Origin of the sequence: Streptomyces sp. NPDC059092, from assembly GCF_042756365.1 — a bacterium.
In the GTDB taxonomy this organism is placed as follows: Bacteria; Actinomycetota; Actinomycetes; order Streptomycetales; family Streptomycetaceae; genus Streptomyces.
Window position 1 is genome coordinate 1 of record NZ_JBHZEJ010000081.1, and the last position, 26,178, is coordinate 26,178.

The 26,178-nt window shown below is 70.5% G+C and carries 24 protein-coding genes, 1 pseudogene and 1 riboswitch; of the genes and pseudogenes, 6 read left to right on the forward strand and 19 right to left on the reverse strand.

Annotated features, from left to right (window positions below; genetic code table 11):
• Positions 1 to 119: 119 nt before the first annotated feature.
• The 3 genes from ACFXPL_RS32285 to ACFXPL_RS32295 all read right to left on the reverse strand — a co-directional run bounded on the left by ACFXPL_RS32285 (position 120) and on the right by ACFXPL_RS32295 (position 4,844).
• The gene (locus tag ACFXPL_RS32285; RefSeq protein ID WP_384926321.1) at positions 120 to 1,418 is read right to left on the reverse strand and encodes a class I SAM-dependent methyltransferase; all 1,299 of its coding nucleotides are present in this window, start codon (positions 1,416 to 1,418) and stop codon (positions 120 to 122) included.
• Between the two features lie 553 nt (positions 1,419 to 1,971).
• On the reverse strand, positions 1,972 to 3,360 hold the full coding sequence (locus tag ACFXPL_RS32290; RefSeq protein WP_384926323.1) for an NAD(P)/FAD-dependent oxidoreductase: 1,389 nt from the start codon (positions 3,358 to 3,360) through the stop codon (positions 1,972 to 1,974).
• A 380-nt stretch (positions 3,361 to 3,740) separates the two neighbouring features.
• Positions 3,741 to 4,844 (reverse strand): phosphatidylserine/phosphatidylglycerophosphate/cardiolipin synthase family protein, encoded by a 1,104-nt coding sequence (locus ACFXPL_RS32295; RefSeq protein WP_384926325.1) that lies wholly within the window; start codon positions 4,842 to 4,844, stop codon positions 3,741 to 3,743.
• A 160-nt stretch (positions 4,845 to 5,004) separates the two neighbouring features.
• On the opposite strand from ACFXPL_RS32295, the pseudogene ACFXPL_RS32300 reads away from it, so the two are divergent.
• Both ACFXPL_RS32300 and ACFXPL_RS32305 read left to right on the forward strand, forming a co-directional pair.
• A pseudogene (locus tag ACFXPL_RS32300) lies at positions 5,005 to 5,130 on the forward strand (prevent-host-death protein); the annotation flags it as partial.
• Positions 5,127 to 5,396, forward strand: a complete 270-nt coding sequence (locus ACFXPL_RS32305) for a type II toxin-antitoxin system RelE/ParE family toxin (RefSeq protein ID WP_384926327.1) — start codon at positions 5,127 to 5,129, stop codon at positions 5,394 to 5,396. The pseudogene ACFXPL_RS32300 and the gene ACFXPL_RS32305, both read left to right, overlap by 4 nt.
• A 54-nt stretch (positions 5,397 to 5,450) precedes the next feature.
• Here the strand turns inward: ACFXPL_RS32305 and ACFXPL_RS32310 are convergent, their stop codons facing one another.
• From ACFXPL_RS32310 to ACFXPL_RS32365, 12 genes are all read right to left on the reverse strand, one after another.
• On the reverse strand, positions 5,451 to 6,392 hold the full coding sequence (locus ACFXPL_RS32310) for an exopolyphosphatase (RefSeq protein WP_384926329.1): 942 nt from the start codon (positions 6,390 to 6,392) through the stop codon (positions 5,451 to 5,453).
• Positions 6,389 to 6,940 carry a DUF501 domain-containing protein gene (locus ACFXPL_RS32315; RefSeq protein WP_384926331.1) on the reverse strand — a complete coding sequence of 184 codons (552 nt, stop codon included), beginning with the start codon at positions 6,938 to 6,940 and terminating at the stop codon, positions 6,389 to 6,391. Before ACFXPL_RS32315 ends, ACFXPL_RS32310 begins: the two co-directional genes overlap by 4 nt.
• A gap of 165 nt (positions 6,941 to 7,105) precedes the next feature.
• Positions 7,106 to 7,579 carry a septum formation initiator family protein gene (locus tag ACFXPL_RS32320; RefSeq protein ID WP_384926333.1) on the reverse strand — a complete coding sequence of 158 codons (474 nt, stop codon included), beginning with the start codon at positions 7,577 to 7,579 and terminating at the stop codon, positions 7,106 to 7,108.
• A 125-nt stretch (positions 7,580 to 7,704) separates the two neighbouring features.
• Entirely contained in the window at positions 7,705 to 8,994 is a 1,290-nt protein-coding gene (gene eno, locus ACFXPL_RS32325) for a phosphopyruvate hydratase (protein ID WP_384926335.1), read from the reverse strand.
• Positions 8,995 to 9,266: 272 nt separating this feature from the next.
• A complete protein-coding gene (locus ACFXPL_RS32330; RefSeq protein ID WP_384926337.1) occupies positions 9,267 to 10,013 on the reverse strand; it encodes a transglycosylase family protein in 747 nt (248 codons plus the stop codon).
• Positions 10,014 to 10,018: 5 nt separating this feature from the next.
• Positions 10,019 to 10,191: riboswitch (cyclic di-AMP (ydaO/yuaA leader) on the reverse strand.
• Positions 10,192 to 10,991: 800 nt separating this feature from the next.
• A complete protein-coding gene (locus ACFXPL_RS32335; protein ID WP_384926339.1) occupies positions 10,992 to 11,774 on the reverse strand; it encodes a transglycosylase family protein in 783 nt (260 codons plus the stop codon).
• Positions 11,775 to 11,982: 208 nt separating this feature from the next.
• Complete coding sequence (locus ACFXPL_RS32340; RefSeq protein ID WP_384926341.1) at positions 11,983 to 13,248, reverse strand: cytochrome P450; 1,266 nt, start codon at positions 13,246 to 13,248, stop codon at positions 11,983 to 11,985.
• A 102-nt stretch (positions 13,249 to 13,350) separates the two neighbouring features.
• Positions 13,351 to 14,397 (reverse strand): nucleoside triphosphate pyrophosphohydrolase, encoded by a 1,047-nt coding sequence (locus ACFXPL_RS32345; protein ID WP_384926343.1) that lies wholly within the window; start codon positions 14,395 to 14,397, stop codon positions 13,351 to 13,353.
• Positions 14,398 to 14,460: 63 nt separating this feature from the next.
• The gene (locus tag ACFXPL_RS32350; RefSeq protein WP_384926345.1) at positions 14,461 to 15,117 is read right to left on the reverse strand and encodes a SurA N-terminal domain-containing protein; all 657 of its coding nucleotides are present in this window, start codon (positions 15,115 to 15,117) and stop codon (positions 14,461 to 14,463) included.
• Between the two features lie 149 nt (positions 15,118 to 15,266).
• A complete protein-coding gene (locus ACFXPL_RS32355; RefSeq protein WP_384926347.1) occupies positions 15,267 to 15,644 on the reverse strand; it encodes a hypothetical protein in 378 nt (125 codons plus the stop codon).
• Complete coding sequence (locus tag ACFXPL_RS32360; protein ID WP_384926377.1) at positions 15,641 to 15,898, reverse strand: hypothetical protein; 258 nt, start codon at positions 15,896 to 15,898, stop codon at positions 15,641 to 15,643. The genes ACFXPL_RS32355 and ACFXPL_RS32360 overlap by 4 nt, the downstream gene beginning before the upstream one ends.
• Positions 15,899 to 16,691: 793 nt before the next feature.
• Positions 16,692 to 17,150, reverse strand: coding sequence for an ATP-binding protein (locus ACFXPL_RS32365; RefSeq protein ID WP_384926349.1), 459 nt, complete (start codon positions 17,148 to 17,150; stop codon positions 16,692 to 16,694).
• A gap of 153 nt (positions 17,151 to 17,303) precedes the next feature.
• Here ACFXPL_RS32365 and ACFXPL_RS32370 point away from each other — a divergent pair, with 153 nt between their 5' ends.
• Genes ACFXPL_RS32370 through ACFXPL_RS32380 form a run of 3 tightly spaced genes read left to right on the forward strand, consistent with a single transcriptional unit; the run spans position 17,304 to position 18,579 of the window.
• The gene (locus ACFXPL_RS32370) at positions 17,304 to 18,182 is read left to right on the forward strand and encodes a helix-turn-helix domain-containing protein (RefSeq protein WP_384926351.1); all 879 of its coding nucleotides are present in this window, start codon (positions 17,304 to 17,306) and stop codon (positions 18,180 to 18,182) included.
• Between the two features lie 32 nt (positions 18,183 to 18,214).
• Positions 18,215 to 18,385 carry a DUF397 domain-containing protein gene (locus tag ACFXPL_RS32375; RefSeq protein ID WP_384926353.1) on the forward strand — a complete coding sequence of 57 codons (171 nt, stop codon included), beginning with the start codon at positions 18,215 to 18,217 and terminating at the stop codon, positions 18,383 to 18,385.
• Between the two features lie 5 nt (positions 18,386 to 18,390).
• Positions 18,391 to 18,579: a DUF397 domain-containing protein gene (locus ACFXPL_RS32380; RefSeq protein ID WP_384926355.1), complete on the forward strand. Its 189-nt coding sequence runs from the start codon at positions 18,391 to 18,393 to the stop codon at positions 18,577 to 18,579.
• A 25-nt stretch (positions 18,580 to 18,604) separates the two neighbouring features.
• Here ACFXPL_RS32380 and ACFXPL_RS32385 read toward each other — a convergent pair whose 3' ends face one another.
• Positions 18,605 to 19,069 (reverse strand): GtrA family protein, encoded by a 465-nt coding sequence (locus ACFXPL_RS32385; RefSeq protein WP_384926357.1) that lies wholly within the window; start codon positions 19,067 to 19,069, stop codon positions 18,605 to 18,607.
• A 226-nt stretch (positions 19,070 to 19,295) separates the two neighbouring features.
• Between ACFXPL_RS32385 and ACFXPL_RS32390 the strand changes: the two genes are divergently transcribed.
• Positions 19,296 to 20,213 (forward strand): class I SAM-dependent methyltransferase, encoded by a 918-nt coding sequence (locus tag ACFXPL_RS32390; protein WP_384926359.1) that lies wholly within the window; start codon positions 19,296 to 19,298, stop codon positions 20,211 to 20,213.
• 40 nt (positions 20,214 to 20,253) lie between these two features.
• Here the strand turns inward: ACFXPL_RS32390 and ACFXPL_RS32395 are convergent, their stop codons facing one another.
• From ACFXPL_RS32395 to mfd, 3 genes are all read right to left on the reverse strand, one after another.
• The gene (locus ACFXPL_RS32395; RefSeq protein WP_384926361.1) at positions 20,254 to 21,066 is read right to left on the reverse strand and encodes an HNH endonuclease family protein; all 813 of its coding nucleotides are present in this window, start codon (positions 21,064 to 21,066) and stop codon (positions 20,254 to 20,256) included.
• Positions 21,067 to 21,468: 402 nt separating this feature from the next.
• Positions 21,469 to 22,398, reverse strand: a complete 930-nt coding sequence (locus ACFXPL_RS32400) for an aldo/keto reductase (protein WP_384926363.1) — start codon at positions 22,396 to 22,398, stop codon at positions 21,469 to 21,471.
• Positions 22,399 to 22,520: 122 nt separating this feature from the next.
• Entirely contained in the window at positions 22,521 to 26,069 is a 3,549-nt protein-coding gene (gene mfd, locus ACFXPL_RS32405) for a transcription-repair coupling factor (protein WP_384926365.1), read from the reverse strand.
• Positions 26,070 to 26,178: the final 109 nt, after the last annotated feature.

The following is a 26,178-nucleotide window of genomic DNA, read 5'->3' on the forward strand; positions in this document are numbered from 1 at the left end:
CCATTGCGGTTCGCCAGGGGGCCGGCCCTTCTTCGTACGTGCTACCGGTCTTCGGTGCTGCCGGTCTTCCGTGCTGTCGGTCTTCCGTGCTGTCGGTCTTCGCAAGAGGTACGGGTGGCTCACGTGCTCCAGAGGCGGGCCCGCAGCTTCATCCCGGACGCGCCGCCGTCCGGGGGCCTGACGGCCAGGATCTGATTGACGCCGATGCGATTGCGCTCGAAGGAGAGCGCGGACGCGGCCATGTAGAGGCGCCAGACGCGGGCGCGGCCCGCGGAGGTCGCGCGTACCGCCTCCGCCCAGTGCTCCTCCAGGTTGGCCACCCAGCGGCGCAGGGTCAGCGCGTAGTGCTCCCGGATCGACTCGACGTCACGGGCCTCGAAGCCCGCTTCCTCCAGGGTGGAGACGGTACGGCCGAGCGGCGCGAGTTCGCCGTCGGGGAAGACGTACGAGTCGATGAAGTCGTCGATCCTGTACTGCCCCTCGTCCTTCTCGGGGCGCCGGGCGATCTGGTGGTTCAGCAGCCGGCCGCCCGGCTTGAGCAGTTCGTAGAGGTCGTCGGCGTAGGCGCGGTACTGGACCGAGCCCACGTGTTCGGCCATCCCGATGGAGGAGATCGCGTCGTACGGGCCGTCCCTCACGTCCCGGTAGTCCTGGACGCGGATCTCGATACGGTCCGTCAGCCCCTCCTCGGCGATGCGCTTGCGGGCGAACGCGGCCTGCTCCCGGGAGAGGGTGACTCCGGTGACCCGGGCGCCGTACTCGCGGGCCGCGTGGATGGCCATGGAGCCCCATCCGCAGCCGACGTCCAGGAGCCGGTCGTCCTCCTGGAGACCGAGCTTGCGGCAGATCAGGTCGAGCTTGTCGCGCTGCGCGTCTTCGAGGGTGAAGCCGGGGCCCGCGTCCCAGTAGGCGCAGGAGTAGACCATGGACGGACCGAGGACCATTGCGTAGAAGTCGTTGCCGACGTCGTAGTGGTGGCTGATCGCCGCCTTGTCGCGGCGTTTGGTGTGCAGGGCGCCGTGCCGGCGCCGGATCTCCTCGACGGGCGGGGCGGGCGGCGGCCAGGGTCCCGCGATCTCCACGAGGCCGCGGGCCGCGGCGCGCATCCGGGGATCGCGTACGGGGTGGACCTTGGCCTCGTCGTCGGCGCCGCGCTCCCAGATGAGCCCGGCGAGACGTTCGAGGACCGCGTACAGGTCACCGTCGACATCGATCTCCCCGGCGACCCAGGCGCGCGCGAGCCCCAGTTCGCCGGGCTTCCAGAGGAGACGGCGCAGGGCGCGGCGATGCCGGATGATCAGGGTGGGGGCGCCGGGGGGACCCGATTCGCTGCCGTCCCAGGCGCGGATACGGACCGGGAGCGGAGCCCCCAGCAACTCTTCGGCAAGAGTGGTCAGCCGCAGCGCGGCGTCGGCCATGGCGTACACCTCCGTGGTGGTGGATACCGGACATGCTCAACACCACGTAAACACCGGTCGGGTACGGATGCAGTCCCGGTGACAGGCAATGAGACAGCAAAATACTTGCATCTACCACGGACTTCGGCCGGGTGTGGCCCCGTACCTCCTGGGCCGTACCCCCGCCCCGTACCCTTCAGCCGCCCTTTTCCGGCCCTTTCCCCGGCCCTTTCCCGGCCTTTCCTGACCCCTTCCTGACTCCTTCCTGAATCCGTCCTGACTCCTTCCCAGCACCTTTCCAGCACCTTCCCGGCCTCCTGTCGGCCCCTCGCCGGCCCTTCCGGGCGCGAAGATGCGGAATGGGCCTGCTGGTCCGTCAGAGCGACCGGCGTACGCCCAGGACGCCGCGGCGGCGGACAGGCGGGCCGGAGGCGCGGAGCGGGCGTGCGAGGCGGGTGTACGACGCGGGTGTACGACGCGGGTGTACGAGGGGCACGCCGGGGCGGCGGATCCGGGCATGCGGAAGGGCCGCCCGCACCACGGATGGCGGACGGCCCTTTCAGTACCGCGTGCGTTAAGAGGCCTTGGCCTTCTCCGCGGGCGCGGCCGACGCGGCGGCGGGCGCCGGGGCCGGCTTCGCGGCCTCGTAGAACTCCTCGCGCGGCGTCTCCATGGCGCCGAGCGAGACGACCTCGCGCTTGAGGAACATCGCGAGCGTCCAGTCGGCGAAGACCCGGATCTTGCGGTTCCAGGTCGGCATGGCCATGCCGTGGTAACCACGGTGCATGTACCAGGCCAGCCGGCCCTTGACCTTGATCTTCATCTTGCCCATGACGATCATCGCGACGCCCTTGTGGACCCCGAGACCGGCGACCGCACCCTTGTTGGCGTGGCTGTAGTCGCCCTGCGGGAAGCCGCGCATGCCCGAGATGACGTTGTCACCGAGGACCTTGGCCTGGCGCAGCGCGTGCTGGGCGTTGGGCGGGCACCAGGCGTTCGGGTTGCCGGCCTTGCGGCCGACGAGGTCCGGGACCTGGGCGTTGTCGCCGGCGGCCCAGATGTAGTCGGTGCCCTGGACCTGGAGCTTCTCGCTGGTGTCCACGTGGCCGCGGGGGCCGAGCGGCAGACCGTAGCGGGCGAGCGCCGGGTTCGGCTTGACGCCTGCGGTCCACACGATGGTGTTGGAGTCGACCTCAAGGCCGTTGTTGAGCGCGACGTGACCGTCCACGCAGGAGTCCATGCCGGTCTTGAGGTAGACCTCGACGCCACGGCCCTCAAGGTGCTCCTTGCCCCAGGCGCCCAGCTTCGGGCCGACCTCGGGGAGGATCTTGTCGGCGACGTCCACGAGCAGGAAGCGCATGTCCTCGCGCTTGACGTTCGTGTAGTACTTGGCCGCGTCCCGCGCCAGGTCCTCGACCTCACCCACGGTCTCCGCGCCGGCGAAGCCGCCACCCACGAAGACGAAGGTCAGCGCCTTGCGGCGGACCTCTTCGTCGGTCGTCGAGTCAGCCTTGTCGAGCTGTTCGAGGACGTGGTTGCGCAGGCCGATGGCCTCCTCGATGCCCTTCATACCGATGCCCTGCTCGGCGAGGCCGGGGATCGGGAAGGTACGGGAGACCGCGCCGAGCGCGACGACCAGGTAGTCGAAGGGCAGCTCGTAGGACTCGCCGACGAGCGGCGCGACCGTGGCGACCTTGCGGTCCTGGTCGATGGTGGTGACACGACCGGTGAGCACCTCAGCCTTGGGCAGCACGCGTCGCAGCGGTACGACGACATGCCGAGGCGAAATGCTGCCGGCGGCGGCTTCGGGGAGGAAGGGCTGGTACGTCATGTACGAGCGAGGGTCGACGACCGTGACGGTCGCCTCCCCGTAGCGCATCTTCTTCAGAATGCGACGAGCTGCGTACAGGCCTACGTACCCACCGCCTACAACGAGGATCCTGGGACGCTCCGTGGTGCTCATGCCATCGAGTATCCACCCCCCTCGGAGGGGGTGCTCGTGAGCCCCTTCACAAGGTGTCACCCCCCTCGTGTTACACTGCGCGGCTCACGTGATCCAGATCATGTCCCACCAGGGGAACCAGGCGGGGTGTTCAGGCGTTATCCACCCCCCGTGAGCTGGCCATTCCACCACTCTCCCGGCGTCGAACCGGCCATACGATTCACGCCGCCGCAAGCTGTCAGGAACCACCCGGTACAAGGGTACGGAGGGCTTGTACTCCTGACAGTGGGGCCTCCCGGCCGGGCCCGGGGCCCCACAAGAGCGTTTTCCTTGTGAAGAAGTTCACGAACTTTCCGGCACGGGGTTCCCGAACGCCGTGGACGGTGCCGTGGACGGCGCCGTCAGTCCCGGGTCGCGGCGCTCAGCAGGTTCGTGAAGTTCTGGCTGTACGCGTCGTACGGCGCGGCGCCCTCCAGCCGGAGCAGGGCCTCGTCGTTCCGCTGGAGCGACGCGTAGTCCAGGTTGTGGGAGCCGGTGAAGGTCCACTTGGTGTTGGCGTGGCCCGCGTACGTCCCCTCGATCAGGAAGTACTTCGAGTGCACCAAGTGACCTTCGGCGGTGTTGAGCTGACGGATGTCGATGTTCGGCCGGCCGGCGAGCTTCGTCGCGTCGTTGCTCTCCGCGTACACGATCCGGATCGTGCAGCCCTGGGCGGCCATGGATTTCAGCTTGTCCGCGACCTCGTCCCGGTGCAGCGCGAAGGCGGCCACGCTCACCTTGCTCTTGGCGGCGCAGGAGACATTGTCGAGAATGCTCACCACGATGTCGCCGCTGCTCTGCGGGAAGAAGTAGTACTTCTCCGTGCCGGTCTTTCCGCTGGTGAAGTAGTTGGCGTTCTTCTTCATCGCGGCCAGATCGTTGAAATACCCCACGTACGCCGTGTAGAGATCGGTGTTCCCGACGACGGTATAGGCATTGTTCCAGTATTTCGCGGTGTTGAGACTTGTCTGGTTGGCCGATGTCTGGATGACGACGTCCTCGGCCTCTCCCACGCTGCCGATCCGGGAGAAGGTGAAGAATTTGTTGTGGTTGATCATCGAACTCTGCCCGGTGGCGATACAGGCCCCGCCCGCCGTACAGACCCGCACCCATGACGTGGCGGTACGGTCCGTCCCCAGGTCGGCGATGAGGCTCTTGGCCGCCGCCGAATCCGCGTACTTGGAGTCGAGGACGACCCGGATCATGACCCCGCGCGCATGGGCGGATATCAGCGCGTTCGTGTAATCCTGATCGTTCAGAGCGTAGAGCGCGGCACGGATCAGCCGCCCGCTCTGCGTCTTTCCGATGGCATCGATGATGTGATCCTTCACCGCGTTCTGCGCGGCGGCGGAACCCCGCGGATCGTTGAACACGGCCCCCGTGGAAATCGGCGGATCGGCCGCAACGGCGGAGGCCGTACCCCCCGTGAGCATCGCGCCGACGAACGCCGTCACCACCGCGACCATTCCCGCTCTCCGCACCGACCGGCGCACGCGGACGGACTTGTTCGGAATCAAGGATTCCCCCCTCTCTATTCACCCGGAAAACCCCGGGTGAAGAGGGGCGAGTTTTTCATGTGGATCACCAGGGTGTCCATAGGATTCAGGCTCCGCGCGCGGGCACACCCAAGAGGCGGCCGACCTCCTGCCGGCCCGTGAGGCGGAAGCCGTACTGGCCGAGGACGGCCCCACCGTGACCATGGCCGAACTGCTGGCGGACCTGTTCACCGAACACACCGAGGACGCGGCGTGAAGTACGCGTTCCGGTTCACGGCGGCCGCGCAGCGGCAGCTCCGGGCCATCGACCGGTATGCCGCGATGCGCATCCTGACCGCGCTGACCGCGCTCGGCGACGATCCGTACCGCGAGGGCGCCGACGTCACGAAGCTCGCGGGACCCTCAGGTCTGTACCGGCTCCGGGTCGGCACCCACCGGGTCGCCTATCAGGACGAGGACGGCGCGCTCATCATCCTCGTCGCCAAGGTCGGCGACCGGCGCGACGTCCACCGCGCCCTCTGAGAACGGGCCGCCCCGAGTCCGAAGACCCGGGGCGGCCCGTTCACTTCCGTACCGTCACGCCCCGTCGCGTGCGCACTCCCAGGCGATGCCGTCCAGGATGTCGTGTTCGCTGACGACGACCTCCTGGGCTCCGGTGCGTTCCATGATCGAGAGCAGGACGAGGGCACCCGCGCCGATGACGTCCACCCGGCCCGGGTGCATCACCGGGATCGCGGCCCGTTCCGCGTGGGTGGCGGCGAGCAGGTGGTCGGTGATCTTCTTGACCCGCTCGTAGGGGACACGGGAGCGGTGGATCGCCTCGGAGTCGTACGTCTCCAGGCCCAGCGCGATCGCGGCCACCGTCGTCACCGAACCGGCCAGGCCGACCAGCGTACGGGGCTCGCGCAGCGGAACGGCCTGCTCCGCGAGGTCGAGCGCCGCCTCGATGTCGGCGCGGATCGCGGCGATCGCGGCGGGCGTCGGCGGGTCGAGGACGGCGCCGTCCCGTACGAGGTGACGCTCCGTCAGCCGTACGCAGCCGATGTCCACCGACCGCGCCGCCCGTACCCGGTCGTCACCGACGACGAACTCGGTGGAGCCGCCGCCGATGTCCACCACGAGGTAGCTGTCCTGCCCCGGCAGTTCCTTCGTCGCGCCGGTGAAGGAGAACGCCGCCTCCTGGTCGCCGGTGATCACCTCGGGCTCCACGCCCAGGATGTCCACCACCCCGCGCACGAAGTCGTCGCGGTTCTCGGCGTCGCGCGAGGCGGACGTGGCCACGAAGCGGATCCGCTCCGCGCCGTGCTCGGCGATGGCCGCCGCGTACTCCCGGCAGGCCGCGAACGTACGCTCCAGCGCCTCGGGGGCGAGCCGGCCCGTCCGGTCGACGCCCTGGCCGAGCCGTACGATCGTCATCCGCCGGTCGAGATCGACCAGTTCGCCGGTTTCCGGATGGACGTCCGCGACGAGCAGGCGGATCGAGTTCGTACCGCAGTCGATGGCCGCGACCCTGGTCATTCCGCGCCCTCCCCGTCACCGGACGGCCGGGAGGCGCACGGTGTGACGCACGGGCCCTTCGCCCACCACTCCGGCAGCATCTCCAGCGCCTCGTCACCCAGCGGGTTCACCCCGGGGCCGGCCGCCAGCGAGTGGCCGACCAGGACGTGCAGGCACTTCACCCGGTCCGGCATGCCGCCCGCGCTGGGGAAGCCCTCCAGCACCTCGATGGCGTCGCGCCGCGCGAGATAGTCCTCGTGCGCCGCGCGGTACGCGGCGGCCAGCTCGGGGTCGGCCGCCAGGCGTTCGGTCATCTCCTTCATGACGCCGTTCGCCTCCAGCGTGCCGATGGCCGAGGCCGCGCGCGGGCAGGTCAGGTAGTACGTCGTCGGGAAGGGCGTGCCGTCGGGGAGCCGCGGGGCGGTCTCGACCACGTCCGGCTGTCCGCAGGGGCAGCGGTGCGCGATGGCCCGCAGCCCGCGCGGCGGCCGGCCGAGCTGTTCCTTGAAAGCGGCGACGTCCGCCTCGGTGGGCTCGGTGCGTACGGTCTGCGGAGGGGGCGTCTTCATGCCTGCCTGGTTCTGCCGTTCCGGATTCATGGCGTGCGGTGCTGTGGGAGAGGGAGCGGTGGGGAGAGAGTGGGGCTGTGGGAAGGGTACGACTCACGTGCCGGGCTCACACGTGCCGGGCTCACGTCCCGGGGCTCACACGTGCCGAGCTCACACGTGCCGGGCTCACGTGCCGGGGCGGTCCGCCTCGTCGACGCCGTCCAGGACGTTCGAGTACCAGGGGCGGTCCGCCGCGCCCTGCTCCGCGCGCCGCTCCTCCGCCACCTCCGGGTCGATGACCGTGAAGCCGGTCTCCCCCGGCCGCAGGTAGTGCAGGTGCTCGCGGGCCAGCCGCTCGATGTACGCGTCGTCCTGGAGCCGCGCCTTCTCGTCGCGCAACTCCTCCACCTGCCGATCGGCCTCCTGGCTCAGCCGCTCCTGCTCGGCGATCTCGTTGCGCTGCGACACGTACTCCCGCATCGGATACGCGAGCGCCACCACCAGGGTGCAGACGACCAGCGCGAGGAAGGCCGCCCGTCCCGTGAGCCGGGAGCGGCGGTCCTGCCTGCGGTTCTGCGAGCGGTACACCCGCGCCGCGGTCTGCTCGCCGAGCAGCCGCAGTCTGGTCGAGGTGGAGAACCGGTCCCGGTTCCCGGCCATGGCCCGCCTCCCCTGTCACGTACGTACGTCCCCGGATACGGTACGGGACCGCGGCCGGGGACGTACGGACGACGGGCGGACGACCGCCCGTGACGGGTTACCAGTTATGGGTTACCGGCTACGGGCTACGCGGAGCGGAAGCGCGGGAACGCGCTGCGGCCCGCGTACACCGCGGCGTCGTCGAGGATCTCCTCGATGCGCAGGAGCTGGTTGTACTTGGCGACGCGGTCCGAGCGGGCCGGGGCGCCGGTCTTGATCTGACCGCAGTTCACGGCCACCGCGAGGTCGGCGATCGTGACGTCCTCGGTCTCACCGGAACGGTGGGACATCATGCACTTGAAGCCGTTGCGCTGGGCCAGCTCGACGGCGTCCAGGGTCTCGGTCAGCGAACCGATCTGGTTGACCTTGACGAGCAGGGCGTTGGCCGAGCCCTCCTCGATGCCGCGGGCGAGGCGCTCCGGGTTGGTGACGAAGAGGTCGTCGCCGACGATCTGGACCTTGGAGCCCAGCTTGTCGGTGATGACCTTCCAGCCGGCCCAGTCGTCCTCGTAGAGCGGGTCCTCGATGGAGACGAGCGGGTAGGCGTCGACCAGCTCCTCGTAGTACTCGGTCATCTCGGCGGCCGAGCGCGACTTGCCCTCGAACTCGTAGGAGCCGTCCTTGTAGAACTCGGACGCGGCGACGTCGAGCGCGAGCGCGATGTCGCGGCCGGGAACGTAACCGGCCTCCTTGACCGCTTCGAGGATGAGGTCGAGCGCGGCGCGGTTGGACTCCAGGTTGGGCGCGAAGCCGCCCTCGTCGCCCAGACCGGTCGAGAGGCCCTTCTGCTTCAGGACCTTCTTGAGCGTGTGGTAGACCTCGGCACCCCAGCGCAGCGCCTCGGAGAAGGACTCCGCGCCGATCGGGGCGATCATGAATTCCTGGATGTCGACATTCGAATCGGCGTGCGAGCCGCCGTTCAGGATGTTCATCATCGGAACGGGCAGCAGGTGCGCGTTCGGGCCGCCCAGGTAGCGGAAGAGCGGGAGGTCGGACGCCTCGGAGGCGGCGTGCGCGACGGCGAGGGAGACACCGAGGATGGCGTTGGCGCCCAGCGAGCCCTTGTTCTCGGTGGCGTCCAGGTCGATCATCGCCTGATCGATCAGACGCTGCTCGGTGGCGTCGTACCCGACCAGCTCCGGGCCGATCTGCTCGATGACGGCGAGGACGGCCTTCTCGACACCCTTGCCCAGGTAGCGGTTGGCGTCTCCGTCGCGGAGTTCGACGGCCTCGAACGCACCGGTGGAGGCACCGGAGGGGACGGCAGCACGACCCGTGCTGCCGTCGTCGAGGCCGACCTCGACCTCGACCGTGGGGTTGCCACGGGAGTCGAGGATTTCCCGGGCTACGACGACGTCGATGGACGGCACGAGCATCTCCTTCTGGGATGTGACGCGTGGGTGCAGGGTCTCTTGGCCTTGCGCCATGAGCCTAACCGGCTCCGGGTCATCGGCCAGCCGGTGCCCGCCCCCTAAGACGCTCCCGCCCGTACGGACCGCCCGTACGGACCGTTCGTACGGACCGTTCGTACGGACCGTTCGTACGGACCGCCGCTACCGGCCGGTAGCGGGACCGGTGACGGCGAGCGGCGGATACGGGGCCCGACCCGGCGCGTACGGGGGTGACGCGCCGGGCCGGGGAGAACGGGTCAGCTCAGGTGGAGCTGCTGACCCGGGTAGATGACGTCCGCGTCGGGGACGATGTCCTTGTTCAGGTCGAAGACCTTCTCCCAGCCACCCTTGACCTTCTGGGCGGTGGCGATCTTGGAGAGGGTGTCGCCGGACTTGACCTTGTACTCGCCGTCACCCTTCTTGATCGTGGTGGGACGGCTCTGGCCGCGCGAGGCCGGCTGCGCCTCGTCACGGCTCGACTGCTGCGGCTGCGCCTGCTGGCTCGGGGCGGACTTCTGCGTACCGGAGTTGCTGGAGCCGCCGGAGTTGCTGGAGCTGCCCGAGTTGCTGGAGCTGGAGGAACCGGAGTCGGAACCGGAACCGGAGCCGGTCGAGCCGCCGCCGTTCGAGGCGCCGGAGAGGTTCACGCCGCAGTTCGGCCAGGCGCCCTTGCCCTGGCCCGCGAGGACCTTCTCGGCGACGGCTATCTGCTGCGACTTGGATGCCTGGTCGGCGCGCTGGGCGTAGGAGGTGCCGCCGTACGCGGCCCAGGTGGAGGGGGTGAACTGCAGGCCGCCGTAGAAGCCGTTACCCGTGTTGATCGACCAGTTGCCGCCGGACTCGCACTGGGCGACCTGGTCCCACTCGGAGGTGGTGGCGGCGGAGGCGGCGGTGGCACCGAGCAGGGGGGCCGCGACGGCGGCACCGGTGATCCCGGCGAGCGTCACGTAGCGAACGGCCTTGGACGGGCGACGGTGCTTGGCCTTGCTGGAACGCAGCTGCATGGAACACATCTCCTCACCGACGCCTACGAGGTGAGCTGTCGGGTTCGGGCCAATGAGTTGCCCGGCCGCGTGCTTGCACACGCGGCTTCACCCCAAGCCGGCCTCCAGCCGTCTCTCGACGGCCGGGCCCGGCACAAACCTTTGGGTCCCCCGCTCCTGCCTTCGGCGCTTGAAGCGACGATTACTCCCCCCGACCGACGGCAGGATTCGGCGTGACGGTCGACGAGGCCCGCGGTGCGAGCGGTTCAGACCGTAATCACAGCCCTGCCCGTTGTTCAAAGGAGCACATCCCGGAAAAAACGCCCTTACCTCCCCCGGCGGACAATACGTTTCCGCAGGTGAGAACCGGATTGACCCAACCCCCGGGGAGAAGAGCCCGAGTTGCGGCGAAGAGACCCTTGTCTCACTTGCACAGAAGTGGACATACGGTCGCTAACTGACCGTGTTCCGCCCGGAGATCGGAGGCGCTGGCCAGGACGGACGCAGCCGAAGAGACGTCAACGGGGCCCCGTTCAACGGCACTCGCCCGCGCCCGCCCCGGAGCCGCCCGCTCCGGTCGCGGGGCGGCCGACGCGGGTTGCCGGACCCGTCGGAACCGTGGCCGCCGGAGCCGTCCGCCCGGGGCGCCGAAACCGGCCGCTCCGACCCCGAAAGCGGCGGCTCCAGCCCCGGAACCAGGCGTTCCTGCCCTGGAATCAGACGCTCCGGTCGCCGGGGAACACACACCGGTGCCGAAGCCGCCCGCGGCCGTCGTCGGCACCGTGGGCGCCGGAGCCGGGAGGCCAGGGACCGGGGGGCCGGGGACCGGGAGCCGGCGGCCGGGGACCGGGGGCGCCGGAACCGGGGGCCCGGGGCGCCGGAGCAGCCCGCTCCGGACCCGGGACCGCTCTCCCCGGTCGCCGGAGCCGCAGGCCGCCAACGCCGGAACCGGCGGCTCCGGTCATCGGAACCGCCGGCCCCTGGCCTCGCGCGGGTGGCTCAGACCCAGCCGCCGACGACCTTCTGCCCGCCGGTCGCCAGGGTGAGGTGGCCGCCGACCGTGGTGACGACCCTCTCCACCTCGCGCTCCACGCCCTCCGTGAGCCTGCCCCCGTCACGCGCCCCTCCGGACCCGCGGGACGCGCGACTGTCCGCCCCGCGCTCCTCCGTCGTGCCGCCCGGCGTGGCGCTCTCGTCGGCCGCCTGGCCGCGGTGCTTGCCCTTGGACGCGCCGCCCTTGCCGTCGGCGTCGTCCTCGCCCGCCGCGGAACCGGTCGCCCCGGGGCTCGGGCTGGTGGAGTCCGAGGACTCCTTCCCGTTGTCCTCAGCGCCCGCGCCCTTGCCGGTGCCGGCCGCGTCGTCACCGGACCGCGAGGCGCTTTCCGACGGATCGGTCGACGGGCTTCCGGACGGGTCGGTGCTCTCGCCCCCGCCCGTCACGCCCTCCACGACGCCGGAGACGGCGCCGCCGACCGCCTTCGTCAGCCCGGAGACGCCGGCGCAACTGGACCACGCCTGCGCCCCCTGGGCGGCGAACACCTTCTCGGCCACGGATATCTGCTGCGAGCGGCTGGCGAGGTCGGGGCGCGCGGCGTAGTCCGCGCCCCCGAACTCGTCCCAGGTCTCCTGGGACATCTGGAGCCCGCCGTAGAACCCGTTGCCGAGGTCGGCGCTCCAGGTTCCGCCGCTCTCGCACTCGGCCACGTGGTCCCAGGTGGAGCCGTCCGCCGCGTTGGCGGCGCCGGCGCCGAGCAACGGGATCGCGATCGCGGATCCGGCCACCCCGGCGGCGACGAGAAGTGCAGGGGCCTGACGAGGTCGACGGTGTCGGCCGTTCCGGGACATGCGGTTGCCTTCCGTGTGACTGTCAATTCAACTCCGGCATGGTGTTGCCTGAGTCGACGTGAACGTAGCGGTACTCGAATGCTTGTCACAAGTCGATGCAGCGGAGATCACGTGAAAGTCACAGTATTGACGAACCGTCAGGCAATTACCGGCCGGACAATGGCGCGAACTGCACCGGAAGCGTACGCAATCCCCTCATGATGAGCCCGCCACGCCAGCGCAAATCGGAAGGATCTTCCGCAAGCCGCACATCGGGAAGGCGGGTCAGCAGGGTGGCGATCGCCGTCTGCCCCTCCACGCGGGCGAGCGGAGCGCCCAGGCAGTAGTGGATGCCGTGCCCGTATCCGAGGTGCTGATTGTCACGGCGCCCGAGGTCGAGCAGGTCGGGGTCCGGGAAGCGCTCCGGGTCACGGTCGGCGGCGGCCAGCACGACCAGTACGGGGTCGCCTGCCGCGATCCGCTGCCCGCCCAGGGTCAGCGGCTCGACGGCGTACCGCCAGGTCGCCATCTCCACGGGCCCGTCGTGACGGAGCAGCTCCTCGACCCCGGTCGCCAGCAGCCCGGTCTCGCCGGCGGCCAGGGAAGCCTGCAGGCGTTCACGTTCGGCCGGATTCAGCATAAGCGTGTACATGCCATTACCGATGAGATTCACCGTGGTCTCAAAACCGGCGAACAGAATGATAAAGGCCATCGCCGCAGCCTCATTCTCGGTCAAATGCTCACCGTGATCGCTCGCCCGGATCAGACCGGAGATCAGATCGTCGCCCGGATTCTCTCTTTTACGGTGGATGAGTTCGGCCAGATAGCCACGCATCTTCTTCACCGAGCGGGCGACCCCACCGCGCGGACCGCCCGCATGACGAATCATCATGCCCGCCCAGTCCCTGAAGTCGTCCTGGTCCTCGGGCGGCACCCCGAGCAGATCGCAGATCGCGTAGATGGGCAGCGGGAAGGCGAAATCATGGATCAGGTCCGCGCTCCCCCGCTCGGCGAAGCCGTCGATCAGCCGGTCGGTCAGCTCCTGTACGCGCGGGGCGAACTCGGCGACGCGGCGGGGCGTGAACGCCTTGGACACCAGCCGCCGCAACCGGGTGTGGTCGGGCGGGTCGATGTTGAGGAGGTGCGTCATCAGCTCCGCCTTGCGCTCCCCGGGGATGCCCGTCTTCCCCCGGGCGTGCGCCGGCTCGGCGTGGTGCGCCGGGTTCTTGGAGAGCCGCGCGTCGGCGAGCGCCTGCCGGGCGTCCCCGTACCGGGTCACGAGCCATGCCTCGACCCCGCTGGGCAGCTTGGTGCGGTGCACGGGGGCATGCTCGCGCAGCCAGGCGTACGCGGGGTAGGGGTCGGTGGCGAACTCCCAGGTGAAGAGGGCGGGAGCAGCGCTGGCAGCGGGATTCTCGGACGCATCGGACACGCCCCGACCGTAGCCGCCGGCGGGTGAGGCCCCGGCCGGAGGGGCGCGCACGGCGGAGGGGCGCCCGGCGCACGAGGGGCCTGCGGCGCCCCCGCGTATCCCTTACGCGCCCGCCGTGCCCCCGGGCGCGCGCTCGGCGGCCAGAATCCTGTCCCTGTATACGCGCGCCGCCGCGCGCAGCGCCGTCTCGGGGTCGACGCCCGACCTCTCCGCCCGTACGGCCAGGGCCAGCAGCTCGTACCCGATGGACTCGCCCTCCGGGAGCGCGACCTCCAGACCGGCGGTCCGGACGCGCCCCGCGAGCTTCGCGGTGAGGGCGAGCCCCGGCTGACCGAGCGGTACGCCGTCGGTGACCGAGTCGCGCTGCTTCTCGACCGCTTTCATCCGGAGCCAGTGCTCCTTGACCTCATCAGGGGTGTCGGCGCTCTCGTCACCGAAGACATGGGGGTGGCGGTGGATCAGCTTCTCGACGATCGTGCCCGCCACGTCGTCGATGGAGAACGCCCCGCTCGTCCCGCTCTCGTCGTCCTCCTCCCCGGCCTCCCCCGTCCCCCCTTCCGGTCCCTCCTGGGCGATCCGGGCGTGGAAGACGACCTGGAGGAGGACGTCCCCCAGCTCCTCGCGCAGCTCGTCGGTGTCGCCGTCCTCGATGGCCTCGACCAGTTCGTACGCCTCCTCGATGGCGTACTTCGCGAGCCCCTTGTGCGTCTGGCCCGACGACCAGGGGCACTCGTTCCTGATCCGGTCCATGACCTGGACGAGGTCGAGGAGGCGGGCGCCCGGCAGGTCGTACGAGCCGGGCAGCAGCTCCAGGTCCGGCATCTGGACCCGGCCCGAGCCGGCCAGCCGGGCGAGGCCGTCCGTCAGCTTCGCGTCGGTCCCGTCCCCGTCGGCGGCGGGGATCACCACGACGGTACGGCCGCCGGCGCACGCCTCGACCAGGTCCCGCGCGCCCGGCGCGGTGTGGTCGACGGTGACGCCGGCCTCGCGCAGATACGGCAACTGCGGATGGCCGGCGTCGGCGCACACCACGCGGTCGGCGGCGTGCAGCGTCTGCCAGGCCGGCCAGGACAGCAGGCCGGGCGCGACCCGGTGGCTGGCGGTCAGCAGGACGATACGGCCGGGGGCTGCGGGAGCTTCGTCTGTCACCTCTCGAACCTACCTCCGGCCGGACCCCGCCCGGCGCACGGGCCCGTCCGGCCCCACGGCCTGTCAGGTGTCCGAGGGCTGCTGCTCCGGCGCCTGGCGGGTGACCTGGGTGATCCACGGCGTCTTGGTCTCGCCGAGCCGCACCTCCTGGTCGTTCCAGCTTCCGTACCGCGGATTGACGTCGATGCCCATCGCCTTCGACGTCTTCGTCAGTTCGGCGAGGACCGTCTGCTGCCCCTCCGGGGTCGAGGTGTTCGCGCCGTACGCCCCCGCGACCTTGGTCAGCAGCACCTCGCGGCGGATCGCCGCGTCGATCTGCCCGGAGGAGAGGGCGCCCTGCTGGAGCAGCATCGCGGCGAACCGCTTCTCCCCGCCCGACTGGGCGGCGGCCCGCGCGCGGGTCTCCTGGACCTCCTTGCGGCTGACGCCGACCCCGGCGTCAGCGGCGGCGCGCTGGAGCACCCGGTCGAAGATCATGCCGTTCAGCTTGGCCTGGCCGAGCTGCGCGGTGTCCTTGATGAGCTGGGCGGACTCCGGTGTGGCCCGCTGCGCGTCCCGTACGTCCCGTACCGCGGACTGGAGCGTGGACACCTCGATCCGCTTCCCGTCGACGACCGCCGCCGCTCCGGGATGGGCGTCACCGCCGCAGGCGGTGAGCAGCGGGGCCGCGGCGAGCAGGGCGACGGACAAGGAGAGCGCGGTACGACGGCGGCGGTGCAAAGGGGGCCTCCCGGGGAGATTGTGCGGCGATGCACAAGACCTTGCAGTGATCGATGGTAGGCAGTGGACGTGGCGTGGGCCACTGCTTCGACCAACGATTCACGAGCGGATCGGGGCACGTACCGACGCGAGGCCGCCGCGACCGGGCTTCAGGAACCGAGATCCAGGATGCGAACCCGCTCGCCCTCCCACCGTCGCGGGGCAGTGGTGGCGACAACGGCCCCGTCCGGCCGGTCGGGCGTGGCCTGCGCCGCGTAACCGCTGTGCGCGGCCGCCCATGTCTCCTGCCGGGCGACGGCCAGTGCGGCGGACAGATCCAGGTCCAGGACCGTGATACCCGGCAGAGCCGCGAGGTGCTCGGCAGTACCCGGCCGGACCCGGTCCGCCTCGACCAGGGCACACGAAGGTGCGTACAGGAACCAGCCCGGTTCGGAGTGGGCCCGGTGGATGAGACGGGAGGCCAGGACGTTGCCCCGGCCGGCCGCGGCCATGGCCGTCTCGTCCAGCACGATGTGCAGGTCGCTCATCGGACGGTCACCGCAGCCAGACGCCGGTCCAGCTCACCGTCGAGATCCCGTTCCTCGGCCGCCGTCGGAGCGTAGCCGTTCCAGTTCTCCAGCGCGTTCCGCGCCCTCGCCGCACGCTCGGCACGCTCGGCCGGCGTGAGCAGTGTCCCGGCCAGGCGCGCCAGATAGGCGCGCAGGGACAGCCCCTCAGCGGCAGCGATCGCCGCGAGCCGGTCCTTGGCCTCCTCCGGGATACGGACATTGGCATCGGACATCATCGTGTCTCCTTTCGGCCTCGAAGGGGTACGGGTACGTACCCGTACCCTGATGGAGGCGATGGTACGTGCCTATGTGACTGCTGTGCCCGCCGGGCCCATGGCACGACAGGCGGGACGGCCACCCGGTTCCGGCGCGCGGTAGGCGCGGTCGCAGGTGTCGCAGTTCTGGAGCGGGTCCGGGCGCGGTGCGGCGACGGGGGTGGGTTCGGCGCCCGGGGGTGGGTTCGGCCGGGAGCGGCGCCGGCAAAGCAGCCCGGTGGTCCGGTGGGCCAAAAGGGCGGCAGGGGGTGACGCAGGTCGGACGGAAGATTGGGAGGCGTGGGATTCGTGCACCTTCATCACTCCGGATGACGATCCGCGAACCGCGCAACGTGCGGGCACAGCCGCACTAAACTTCTTTTCAACCATGGGGAAGCGACTACTTCCTTTGTGGTCAGGCCCTCGGACCGGGATTGCCGTCCCGACCGGGGGCCGTCGCATGTCTGATGTGGTGTCAGGCCCGAGCCTGCCTCCCCGAACCCGCCAAAGGCCAGCCGTCCAGAGCGAGATCACCCTTGCGGGTGACCTGAACCGGGTGGGGTGGGGTTTGGTTGGTTATTTCCCGGGTTTCTTTGGTCTTTTGCCTCCCGCGCCCCCGGCGCACGGCCCACCGCCGCCAGGGTTTCCGGGCTCCGGTGGCCCGGTCCACGCCGGCGCGGGATCTCGGCGTACAGCACCCCCACCGCCAGCCCGGCCAGAGCGAGCGGAGCCGATACGACTCCCCACAGGACGGGCCCCGTCACGGGCTCCATCACCCGGCCTCCCCGGAAGCATCGGCCGGGCGGAGTTCGGCCCACACGGTCTTGCAGGGCGACGGCCCCGGCGCGACGCCCCACGCGTCGGCGAGCGCGTCGACCAGGATCAGGCCACGCCCCGACTCGTCCTCCGTGACCACGCTCCGCACCGCGACGGGCAACGCCTCGGACCGGGCGTCGGTCACCTCGATACGGAGCGTGCCGGACGCCCGCAGGATCAGCGCGACCCGGAAGTCCCGCCCGGCGACCCGCCCGTGCGACGCGGCGTTCGCGGCCAGCTCGGCGATGATCTGCGCCGCGCGCTCGACGGGCACGTCCCACATGCGGAGCTGCTCGACGGCGAGCAGCCGCGCGAGCCGCGCGCCTCTGCGGGTGGAGGACAGCAGGACACGGAACTCACGGACGGGAAGGGCGGGTTGCGGCGCCGGTGGCGACGGGGCGTTTTTGAGGTTCACGTCACACAGCGTGGCCGGATGCGCTTACGCTGACCAGTAGCAGCGCACTTACGGAGGGTGACTGTCCTGGTGTTGTCCGGCTCGGTCCGGGTTGTACGCCGTGGCCTTCTGTGGAAGGGACGCTGCGGCGGACGAGCGTCTCGGAGGTGCGCGATGAGCATGGACCTGAGTGGTGCCGATCGGGCAACGAGTACGGATGACAGCGGCTGGGAGCCGGAAGACGCGGCGGACGACTCGGGCGCCGTCATCGCGGCGGTGGGCCGGCAGATCAAACTCTGGCGGCAGGGGGCGGGTCTACGGCAGGCCGAGTTCGGGGCAGCGATCGGTTACTGCGAGAACCAGGTGTACAAGGTCGAGGCCGGAAAACGCATCCCCAAGCCGGAGTTCCTGGAACGGGCCGACGAAGTGCTCGACGCCGGCGGCAAAATCGCCGCGATGAAGCAGGACGTGGTGGAGGCTCGGTACCCCAAGAGGGTCCGGGACCTCGCGAAGTTGGAAGGCGAGACGGTCGAGTTGGGCGCCTACTCCAACCACAACCTGTTCGGGCTGCTCCAGACCGAGGAGTACGCCCGAGCCCTCTTCCGGATGAGGCGCCCCCTGTTCAAGGACGAGGTGATCGAACGCCTTGTAGCCGCCCGTCTGGCACGCCAGAAGATCCTGACCCCCGCCGTGCCCGTGCCGGTCTTCAGTTTTGTGCAGGAAGAGGTGACTCTCAGAAGGCCACTCGGTGGGAAGATGGTGCACCGACGGCAGCTTGAACACCTGCTCCTGATGGGCCAGTTGAGGAACGTGGAAATCCAGGTGATGCCGACGGAACTTGAGGACCACGCGGGCATGGGCGGTGAGATCCAGTTGCTGAAGCTCGGCAGTGGGGCAACGCTCGGCTATCTGGAGGCCCAGCGGTACCGGCGGCTGATCTCGGACCCGGTCGAGGTCCAGTCCCTGGAGATTCAGTATGGAATCATCCGGGCCCAGGCCCTCACCCCACGTGAGTCGCTGACCTTCATCGAGAACCTTCTGGGAGAGACATGACACGCGACCCTGCCGCTGAAGACGGTCCGGCGATGGCGTGGTCCAAGAGCAGCCACAGCAGCAACGAGGGTGCGGCCTGCGTCGAGGTCGCCACCGCTGCGGGCGCGGTCTTCGTCCGCGACTCCAAGGACATACGCCACCCCGCACTCGGCTTCACCGCCACCGCCTGGGCCGGTTTCATCCCGTACGCCTCGGAGCGCTGACCCCCATGCCCCCCGAAGCAGCGCACTGGATCAAGAGCAGCTACAGCGGCAGTAACGACAACGACTGCGTGGAGGTCGCGTCGGCGCCCCACGCGGTGGTCCTGGTCCGCGACTCCAAGAACACCCACCGCCCCCACCTCGGCTTCACCGCCACCGCCTGGGCCGGTTTCATCCCGTACGCCTCGGAACGCTGACCGTACGGCTCGCCGCTTCGTGCCGTCAGCGCCCGTTCGAGGACGGCTCCGCCGTCGGTGTCGTGGCGGCGGGCTCGTGGTCCGGGGGACCCGTGTCCCCGGCGGTTGCGGCGGACGCCGGTTCGCGGGGGAGCATGATCGCCCGCGAGACCAGGAAGGTGATCGGGACCGCGCCGCCCGCCGCGAGCAGCGGGGCGAACCGGCTGCCGAGGTGGAGCACGTCGACGAGGAGATAGACGCCGACCGTCGTGATGAGGAGGTTCGCCGCGTTGCTGAGCGGGAAGAGCAGGAACTTCCGCCAGGTCGGGCGGGTCCGGTAGGTGAACCAGCTGTTCAGGAAGAACGAGCCGATCATGCTCAGCCCGGACGCGACCAGGTGCGAGGCGACGTACGGCAGCCTGGTCAGCAGGAGCAGGTAGAAGGCGTAGTACGTGCCCGTGTTCGCCGCTCCCACGAGCACGAATCGCATCATCTGACTACGGACCGTCATCCGCGTACGGGCTCCTCCCCCCTGGTCACGGCAGACTGCGGCGGGGCGCCGCACCTCCAGGAGTGTGACACAACGGGGCGGACCGCCCCCGTTGCCCGCGACACGGCGCTCACCAGTACGGACCGCCATCACGCCACATCCGCGTCGCCCGCGCGCCATCAACCCTTCACCCAGTGAGCATGGCGGTGTGGTCCGCCGCGAGCTGACGAGGCGTAGTTTCCGCGCCATGTCCTCTCTTCTGAGCAACCGGCTGACGAAGCGGATCCTCCGTCCGGCCGCCGCCCTGGTAGACCGGCGCATCCGGCGATCCACCGGACCGCTCCGCTCCGACCTCGACACCCTTCGCCGCGAGATCACGGAGCTGCGGAGTCAGAGTTACGCGTTCGGCCTGCTCTTCGACAAGACGGGCCGCAACGGGTCCCGGGTGCCGACCCCCGGCCAGATCGACACGCTCGTACGCCAGATCTCGCAGGTGACCGGCGAGGACGCCACGCACGCGCGCCGTAACGTCACCGTCGCCTTCCGCCAGGTGATCGCCCTGGAGACGCTGGCGCTGGGCCGGCTCGCCGGGTCCACGTCGAACGTGTGCGGCAAGCTCGCCACCGTTCCGCTGCTCGCCCCGCCGAACCAGGACGTCCTGGAGATCGGCACGCTGTACGGCCTGTTCTCGGCGTCGCTCGCGCGGATGCTGCACCGGGCCGGTACGGAGCCCCGGCTGACGATCGTGGACCCGCTGGCGGGCAGCCAGCTCCAGCCGGGCACGAAGCAGGCGGCCGACCCGACGGGCACCCCGGTACGGATGGACGTCGTACGCGCCAACCTCGCGCTGGGCGGGAAGCCGGGCGCCGAGGCCCGGGTCCAGCAGGGCTTCTCGGGCGACCCCGAGGTGCGGGCGGCGGTCTCCGACCGTGCGTACGGAGTGATCGTCGTGGACGGCGACCACTCCATGGAAGGGGTCCTCGCCGACCTGGAGTGGGCCGAGGAGATCGTGGCGCCCGGCGGGATCGTCGTGCTGGACGACTACGGCGACGCCCACTGGCAGGGCGTTCAGCAGGCCACCGAGAAGCACCTCGCCGGCGGCGGCTCACGGCTGGAGATGCTGGGGCAGGTCTCCACGTCCGCCTTCCTCCGGGCCCGCGCCTGACCGGGCCCCGGCCCCCCGCTCTCCGCCGCGCGTACGGACGTCAGCCGCCGCACTGCTCCCGCATCGTCTCCTTGTCCGCCGTGGTCACGGACAGTTCGTACTTGAGCGCGACCTGCGCGAACCGTATGGCGTAGGAGCAGTGGATCTGCTCGCTCGGCGGCAGCCAGTCCGCCGGGCCCGAGTCGCTCTTGGAGCCGTTGGTGGGACCGTCCACGGGGACGAGGTTGAGCGGATCGTTGGCGAGCTGCTTCCGCTTGGCCGCGTCCCACTTGGACGCGCCCATCTTCCAGCCGTACGAGAGCGGTATGACGTGGTCTATCTGGACCTTGGCCGCCGCCTCCTTGCGCCACTCGATCTCCTCGCCCGTGTACGGGTCGTTCAGGTTCATCGAGACGACGACGCAGTCGGAGCCGGAACGATACTTCAGGTCCTTGCCGTCCCTGGCGAGCAGATCGTTCCTGGTGTCGCAGCCGTTCCCGGCCAGCGGGACGCCGTCCGCCGTGTCCATCCAGGCGTAGCCGAACTTCTTCCGGTCGTAACCGGAGCTGGAACCACGGCTCTTGGTGGTCACCTCCTCGATGACCTCCAGCCCGGCCTTCTTGTCGGCGGCAGAGGTGATCGGCGCCAGCCCCGGCTTCGTACCGTCGTCGTTGCCCAGCGGGCTGACCCCGAACGCACCGGCCTCGGCGCTGCCGCCGCCGCCCGTACCGGCCGTACTCGACGCGGACGCCGAGGCGGACGGCTTGGCGCCCGACTCCAGCTCCTCCGCGCACCCCGCCAGCGCCAGGACGGAGAGGGCGAGGGCCCCACCACGGAGAAACGTTCGTGCTCTGCGTTCGTCAACTCTGCTCACCTGGAGACCATAACGTCTCCGGGGGTTCAGTACCCCTCCCCACGTGCGTATATGACGGAGCGTCAGGTCCGCTCACGGCGGACGGGGGCGTCGGGAGGAGGGGCACGGTCCGCGCCGGCCGCGCCGGGGCAGAGGTATCGCGCCACCCCTCCTTCGTTTACGTGTTCGAAAGGAAACCCTCCGCGCCCGGGGCATCCGCCTGCCCGGACGACCAGGAGCCCGAGGCACCGGACACCCGGGCACGCGCGTACAAGGAGGTCGACGCCTGTCCGCTCACCGGCGAGCGGGGCGGAGTGTTCTCGGTTACGCGTCCTGGGCCGAGCCGGACCTGGCCGCGTACAGATTGGACCGAGACCCGGCCGGTACCCCCTCCGATCCGTCGGCGGACAGGAGCCGCGTGGTTCAGGCCGGCCCCGCCACCATGCCCGCCCGGTGCACCGCCTCCAGCCGGGCCAGGTCCTCGTCCGTGAGCTTCAGTGCGCCCGCCGCCACATTCGCCGTCAGGTGGTCCGGGTTGCCGGTGCCCGGGATGGCCAGGACGTGGGGGCCCCGGGAGAGGGTCCAGGCGAGGCGGATCTGGGCGGGTGAGGCTCCGTGGGACCGGGCCACGGCGAGGAGTTCGGGGTTCTCCTCCGTGGCCGCGCCCGCGCCTGCCTCGCGCCGCCGGCCCGCGATCGCGTAGAACGGCACGAAGGCGATGCCCGCCTCGCCGCAGAGCCGCAGCAGCGCGTCGCCGTCCGGCGTGCCGAGACCGTACGGGTTCTGGACGCAGACCACCGGCGCGATCGCCCGCGCCTCGGCGAGCTGCTCCGCGGTGACGTTGGAGACCCCGAGGTGGCGGATGAGCCCGGCGTCCCGCAACTCGGCCAGCGCCCCGAAGAGTTCCGCGATCGGACGGTCCCCGCCGGTGCGCAGGTTGACCACGTCGAGGTGGTCCCGGCCGAGCTGGCGTATGTTCTCCTCGACCTGGCCGCGCAGCTCCCTCGGCGTGTCCGCCCACACCCACTCGCCGGTGTGGTCGCGGCCGGGACCCACCTTCGTCGTGATCACCAGGTCGTCGGGGTACGGCGCCAGTGCCCGGTTGATCAGCTCGTTCGCGGAGCGCAGCCGGGAGAAGTAGAACGCGGCCGTGTCGAGGTGGTTCACCCCCAGCTCCACCGCCCGGCGCAGCACCCCGATCGCCCGGTCGCGGTCGCCCGGGGTGGCGTCGGCGCCGAACGCCGCGCCGTGCTGGGGCAGCCGCATCGTGCCGAATCCCATGCGGTTGACCGTCAGGTCGCCGAGCCGCCACGTACCCGCGTCGGACGCGGTGATCTTCTCCGAAGTCGTCATGGACGGAGTCTCCCACCACGCGCCACGCGCCGCCGGGGCCTGTGGACAACCCCGGCGCCGCACCCCTGACCAGCGGCGCCGCCTCAGCTCGCCGCCTCAGCTCGCCGCCTCGGCTCGCCGCCTCAGCCGAGGATCGTCGTCAGGAACTCCCCCGTCCACGCCAGCAGTTCCCGCCCCACCACCGGCTTCCCGCCGATCTTGCCCGCGGTCGGGCGCGGCACCAGGATCTGGTGGGCGGCCGGCTTGATGACCGTACGGGGGTGCAGCCGCTTCAGGCGCAGCTCCTGCGACTCCCGCAACTCCACCGGCGCGAACCGGATGTTGGAGCCCTGGAGCACGATCTCCCCCACCCCGCACGCCCGCGCCAGCATCCGCAGCCCCGCCACCAGCAGCAGGTTCTCCACCGGCTCCGGCAGCTTGCCGTAGCGGTCGGTCAGCTCCTCCCGCACGGCGGCGATGTCGGCCTCCGTGTTCGCGGAGGCGATCGCGCGGTACGCCTGGAGGCGCAGCCGTTCGCCCGGGGCGTACTCGTGCGGAACGTGCGCGTCCACCGGAAGTTCGATCTTGACCTCCAGCGGGGCCTCCTCCTGCTCCCCGCCGTCCAGCGCCGCCCGGTAGTCCGCGACCGCCTCGCCCACCATCCGTACGTACAGGTCGAAGCCGACGCCCGCGATGTGGCCCGACTGCTCACCGCCCAGCAGGTTGCCCGCGCCGCGGATCTCCAGGTCCTTCATCGCCACGTACATGCCCGCGCCCATCTCCGTGTGCTGGGCGATGGTCGCCAGCCGCTCGTGCGCGGTCTCCGTGAGCGGCTTCTCCGGCGGGTAGAGGAAGTACGAATAGCCGCGTTCGCGCCCGCGCCCGACCCGGCCGCGGAGCTGGTGGAGCTGCGAGAGGCCGAAGTTGTCGCCGCGCTCGACGATCAGGGTGTTGGCGTTCGAGATGTCGATACCGGACTCGACGATCGTCGTGGAGACCAGCACGTCGAACTTCTTCTCCCAGAAGTCGACCACGACCTTCTCCAGCGCGGCCTCGCCCATCTGTCCGTGCGCCGTCGCGATCCGTGCCTCGGGGACGATCTCGCGCAGCTTCGCCGCCGCGCGGTCGATCGACTCGACCCGGTTGTGGATGTAGAAGACCTGGCCCTCGCGGAGCAGCTCGCGCCGCACCGCCGCGCCGATCTGCTTCTGTTCGTACGGTCCGACGAACGTGAGCACCGGATGGCGCTCCTCCGGCGGCGTGGTGATCGTCGACATCTCGCGGATGCCGGTGACGGCCATCTCCAGCGTGCGTGGAATGGGCGTCGCGGACATGGTGAGCACGTCGACATTGGCGCGGAGCTTCTTGAGCTGCTCCTTGTGCTCCACGCCGAAGCGCTGCTCCTCGTCCACGATGACCAGGCCCAGGTCCTTGAACTTGGTCTCGGAGGAGAAGAGCCGGTGCGTGCCGATGACGATGTCGACGGCGCCCTCCCGCAGCCCCTGGAGCGTCGCCTTCGCCTCCGCGTCCGACTGGAAGCGCGAGAGCGCCTTCACCGAGACGGGGAACTGCGCGTACCGCTCGGAGAACGTCCCGAAGTGCTGCTGCACCAGCAGCGTCGTGGGAACGAGGACCGCGACCTGCTTGCCGTCCTGGACCGCCTTGAAGGCCGCCCTTACGGCGATCTCCGTCTTGCCGTAGCCGACGTCGCCGCAGATCAGCCGGTCCATCGGGACCGTCTTCTCCATGTCCTCCTTGACCTCGGCGATGGTGGAGAGCTGGTCGGGCGTCTCCACGTACGGGAAGGCGTCCTCCAGCTCGCGCTGCCAGGGGGTGTCAGGGCCGAAGGCGTGCCCGGGAGCGGCCATCCGCGCCGAGTAGAGCTTGATCAGGTCGGCGGCGATCTCCTTGACGGCCTTCTTGGCGCGCGCCTTGGTCTTCGTCCAGTCCGCGCCGCCCAGACGGTGCAGGGTCGGGGCCTCGCCGCCCACGTACTTGGTGACCTGCTCCAACTGGTCGGTCGGGATGTACAGCCGGTCGCCGGGCTGGCCACGCTTGGCCGGCGCGTACTCCACCAGCAGGTATTCGCGGGTCGCGCCCTGCACCGTACGCTGCACCATCTCCACGTACCGGCCCACGCCGTGCTGCTCGTGGACGATGTAGTCGCCCGGCTCCAGCGTCAGCGGGTCGATGGTCTTACGGCGCTTCGCGGGCATCCGGGCGCCGTCCTTGCCCGCCGCCTTCTGCCCCGAGAGATCCGTCTCGGTGAGGACGGCGAGCTTCAGCGCGGGGTCGACGAACCCGTAATCCATCGAGCCGCACGCCACGTGGACGACGGACGGGACGATCTCGGCGAGCCCGCCCGCCGTGCGCGCGCCCGGGGTGTCGAGCCGCGCGGCGATGCCCTCGCCGCCCAGGACCTCGACCGTACGGGACGCCGTGCCGTGCCCCTCGGTGACGAAGACGGTCCGCCAGCCGTTCGCGAGCCACCCCTTGGTGTCGGCGAGGGCGCGGGCGGTGTCGCCGCGGTACGACTCGGGGGCGTGCATGCCGAGCGTGATGGCCTCGTCACCCAGCTCCTCGTCGACCGCGAAGGGGGAGACGGACCACCACATCATGCCCAGCTCGCGAGCGTGGTCCCGGACGTCCGCGACGGACCACAGGGAGGCGGCGCCGACGTCGATGGGCGCCTCTCCCCCGCCCGCGCCGGCCGCCCAGGACGCCGCCAGGAACTCCTGGCTGGTCGCGACGAGGTCGGCGGCCCTGGTCCGTACCCGCTCGGGGTCGCAGACCAGCGTCATGGAGCCCTTGGGGAGGACGTCGAGCAGCAGCTCCATGTCGTCCACCAGGACCGGGGCGAGGGCTTCCATGCCCTCGACGGCGATCCCCTCGGCGATCTTGCCCAGCAGTTCGCCCAGCTCGGGGTGGTCCTCGGCGAGCGCCGCGGCCCGTTCCCGTACCTCCGGAGTGAGCAGCAGCTCACGGCAGGGCGGCGCCCACAGTCCGTGCTCGGCGACCTCCAGGGAGCGCTGGTCGGCGACCTTGAAGTAACGGATCTCCTCGACGTCGTCGCCCCAGAACTCCACCCGGAGGGGGTGCTCCTCGGTGGGCGGGAAGACATCCAGGATGCCGCCGCGCACCGCGAACTCGCCGCGCTTCTCGACCAGCTCGACCCGCGCGTACGCGGCGGCGGCCAGCGCCTCGGTCACCTCGCCCAGATCGGCGCTCTGCCCACTGCGCAGGGCGACGGGCACCAGCTCGCCGAGCCCCTTGACCTGCGGCTGGAGCACGGAGCGCACCGGCGAGACCACGACGCTGACCGGCCCGGCCGACGGATCGTCCGGCACGGGGTGCGCGAGCCGGCGCAGCACGGCGAGCCGCCGGCCCACGGTGTCGGAGCGGGGCGAGAGCCGCTCGTGCGGCAGCGTCTCCCAGGACGGGTACTCCACGACGGTGTCCGGATCGAGCAGCGACCGCAGGGCGGCGGCCAGATCCTCGGCCTCCCGCCCGGTGGCGGTCACGGCCAGCACCGGCCGCCCGGCCTCACGCGCCAGCGCCGCCACGGCGAAGGGCCGCGCGGCGGGCGGCCCGACCAGATCGACATGCGTGCGGTGACCGTCGGTGGCGGCCTTCACCGCTTCGGCGAGCGCCGGGTCCTTGATGACGGCGTCGAGCAGACCGTGCAGGCTCATGAAGGGGGTTTCCGTCCGGATCCTGGGTGGGGTGGGTCCTGAGTGGGGTGGTGGGGTCTGAGGGGCAACACGAAGGGCCCGACACGTCACACGGGCCGGGGGTCCTCTC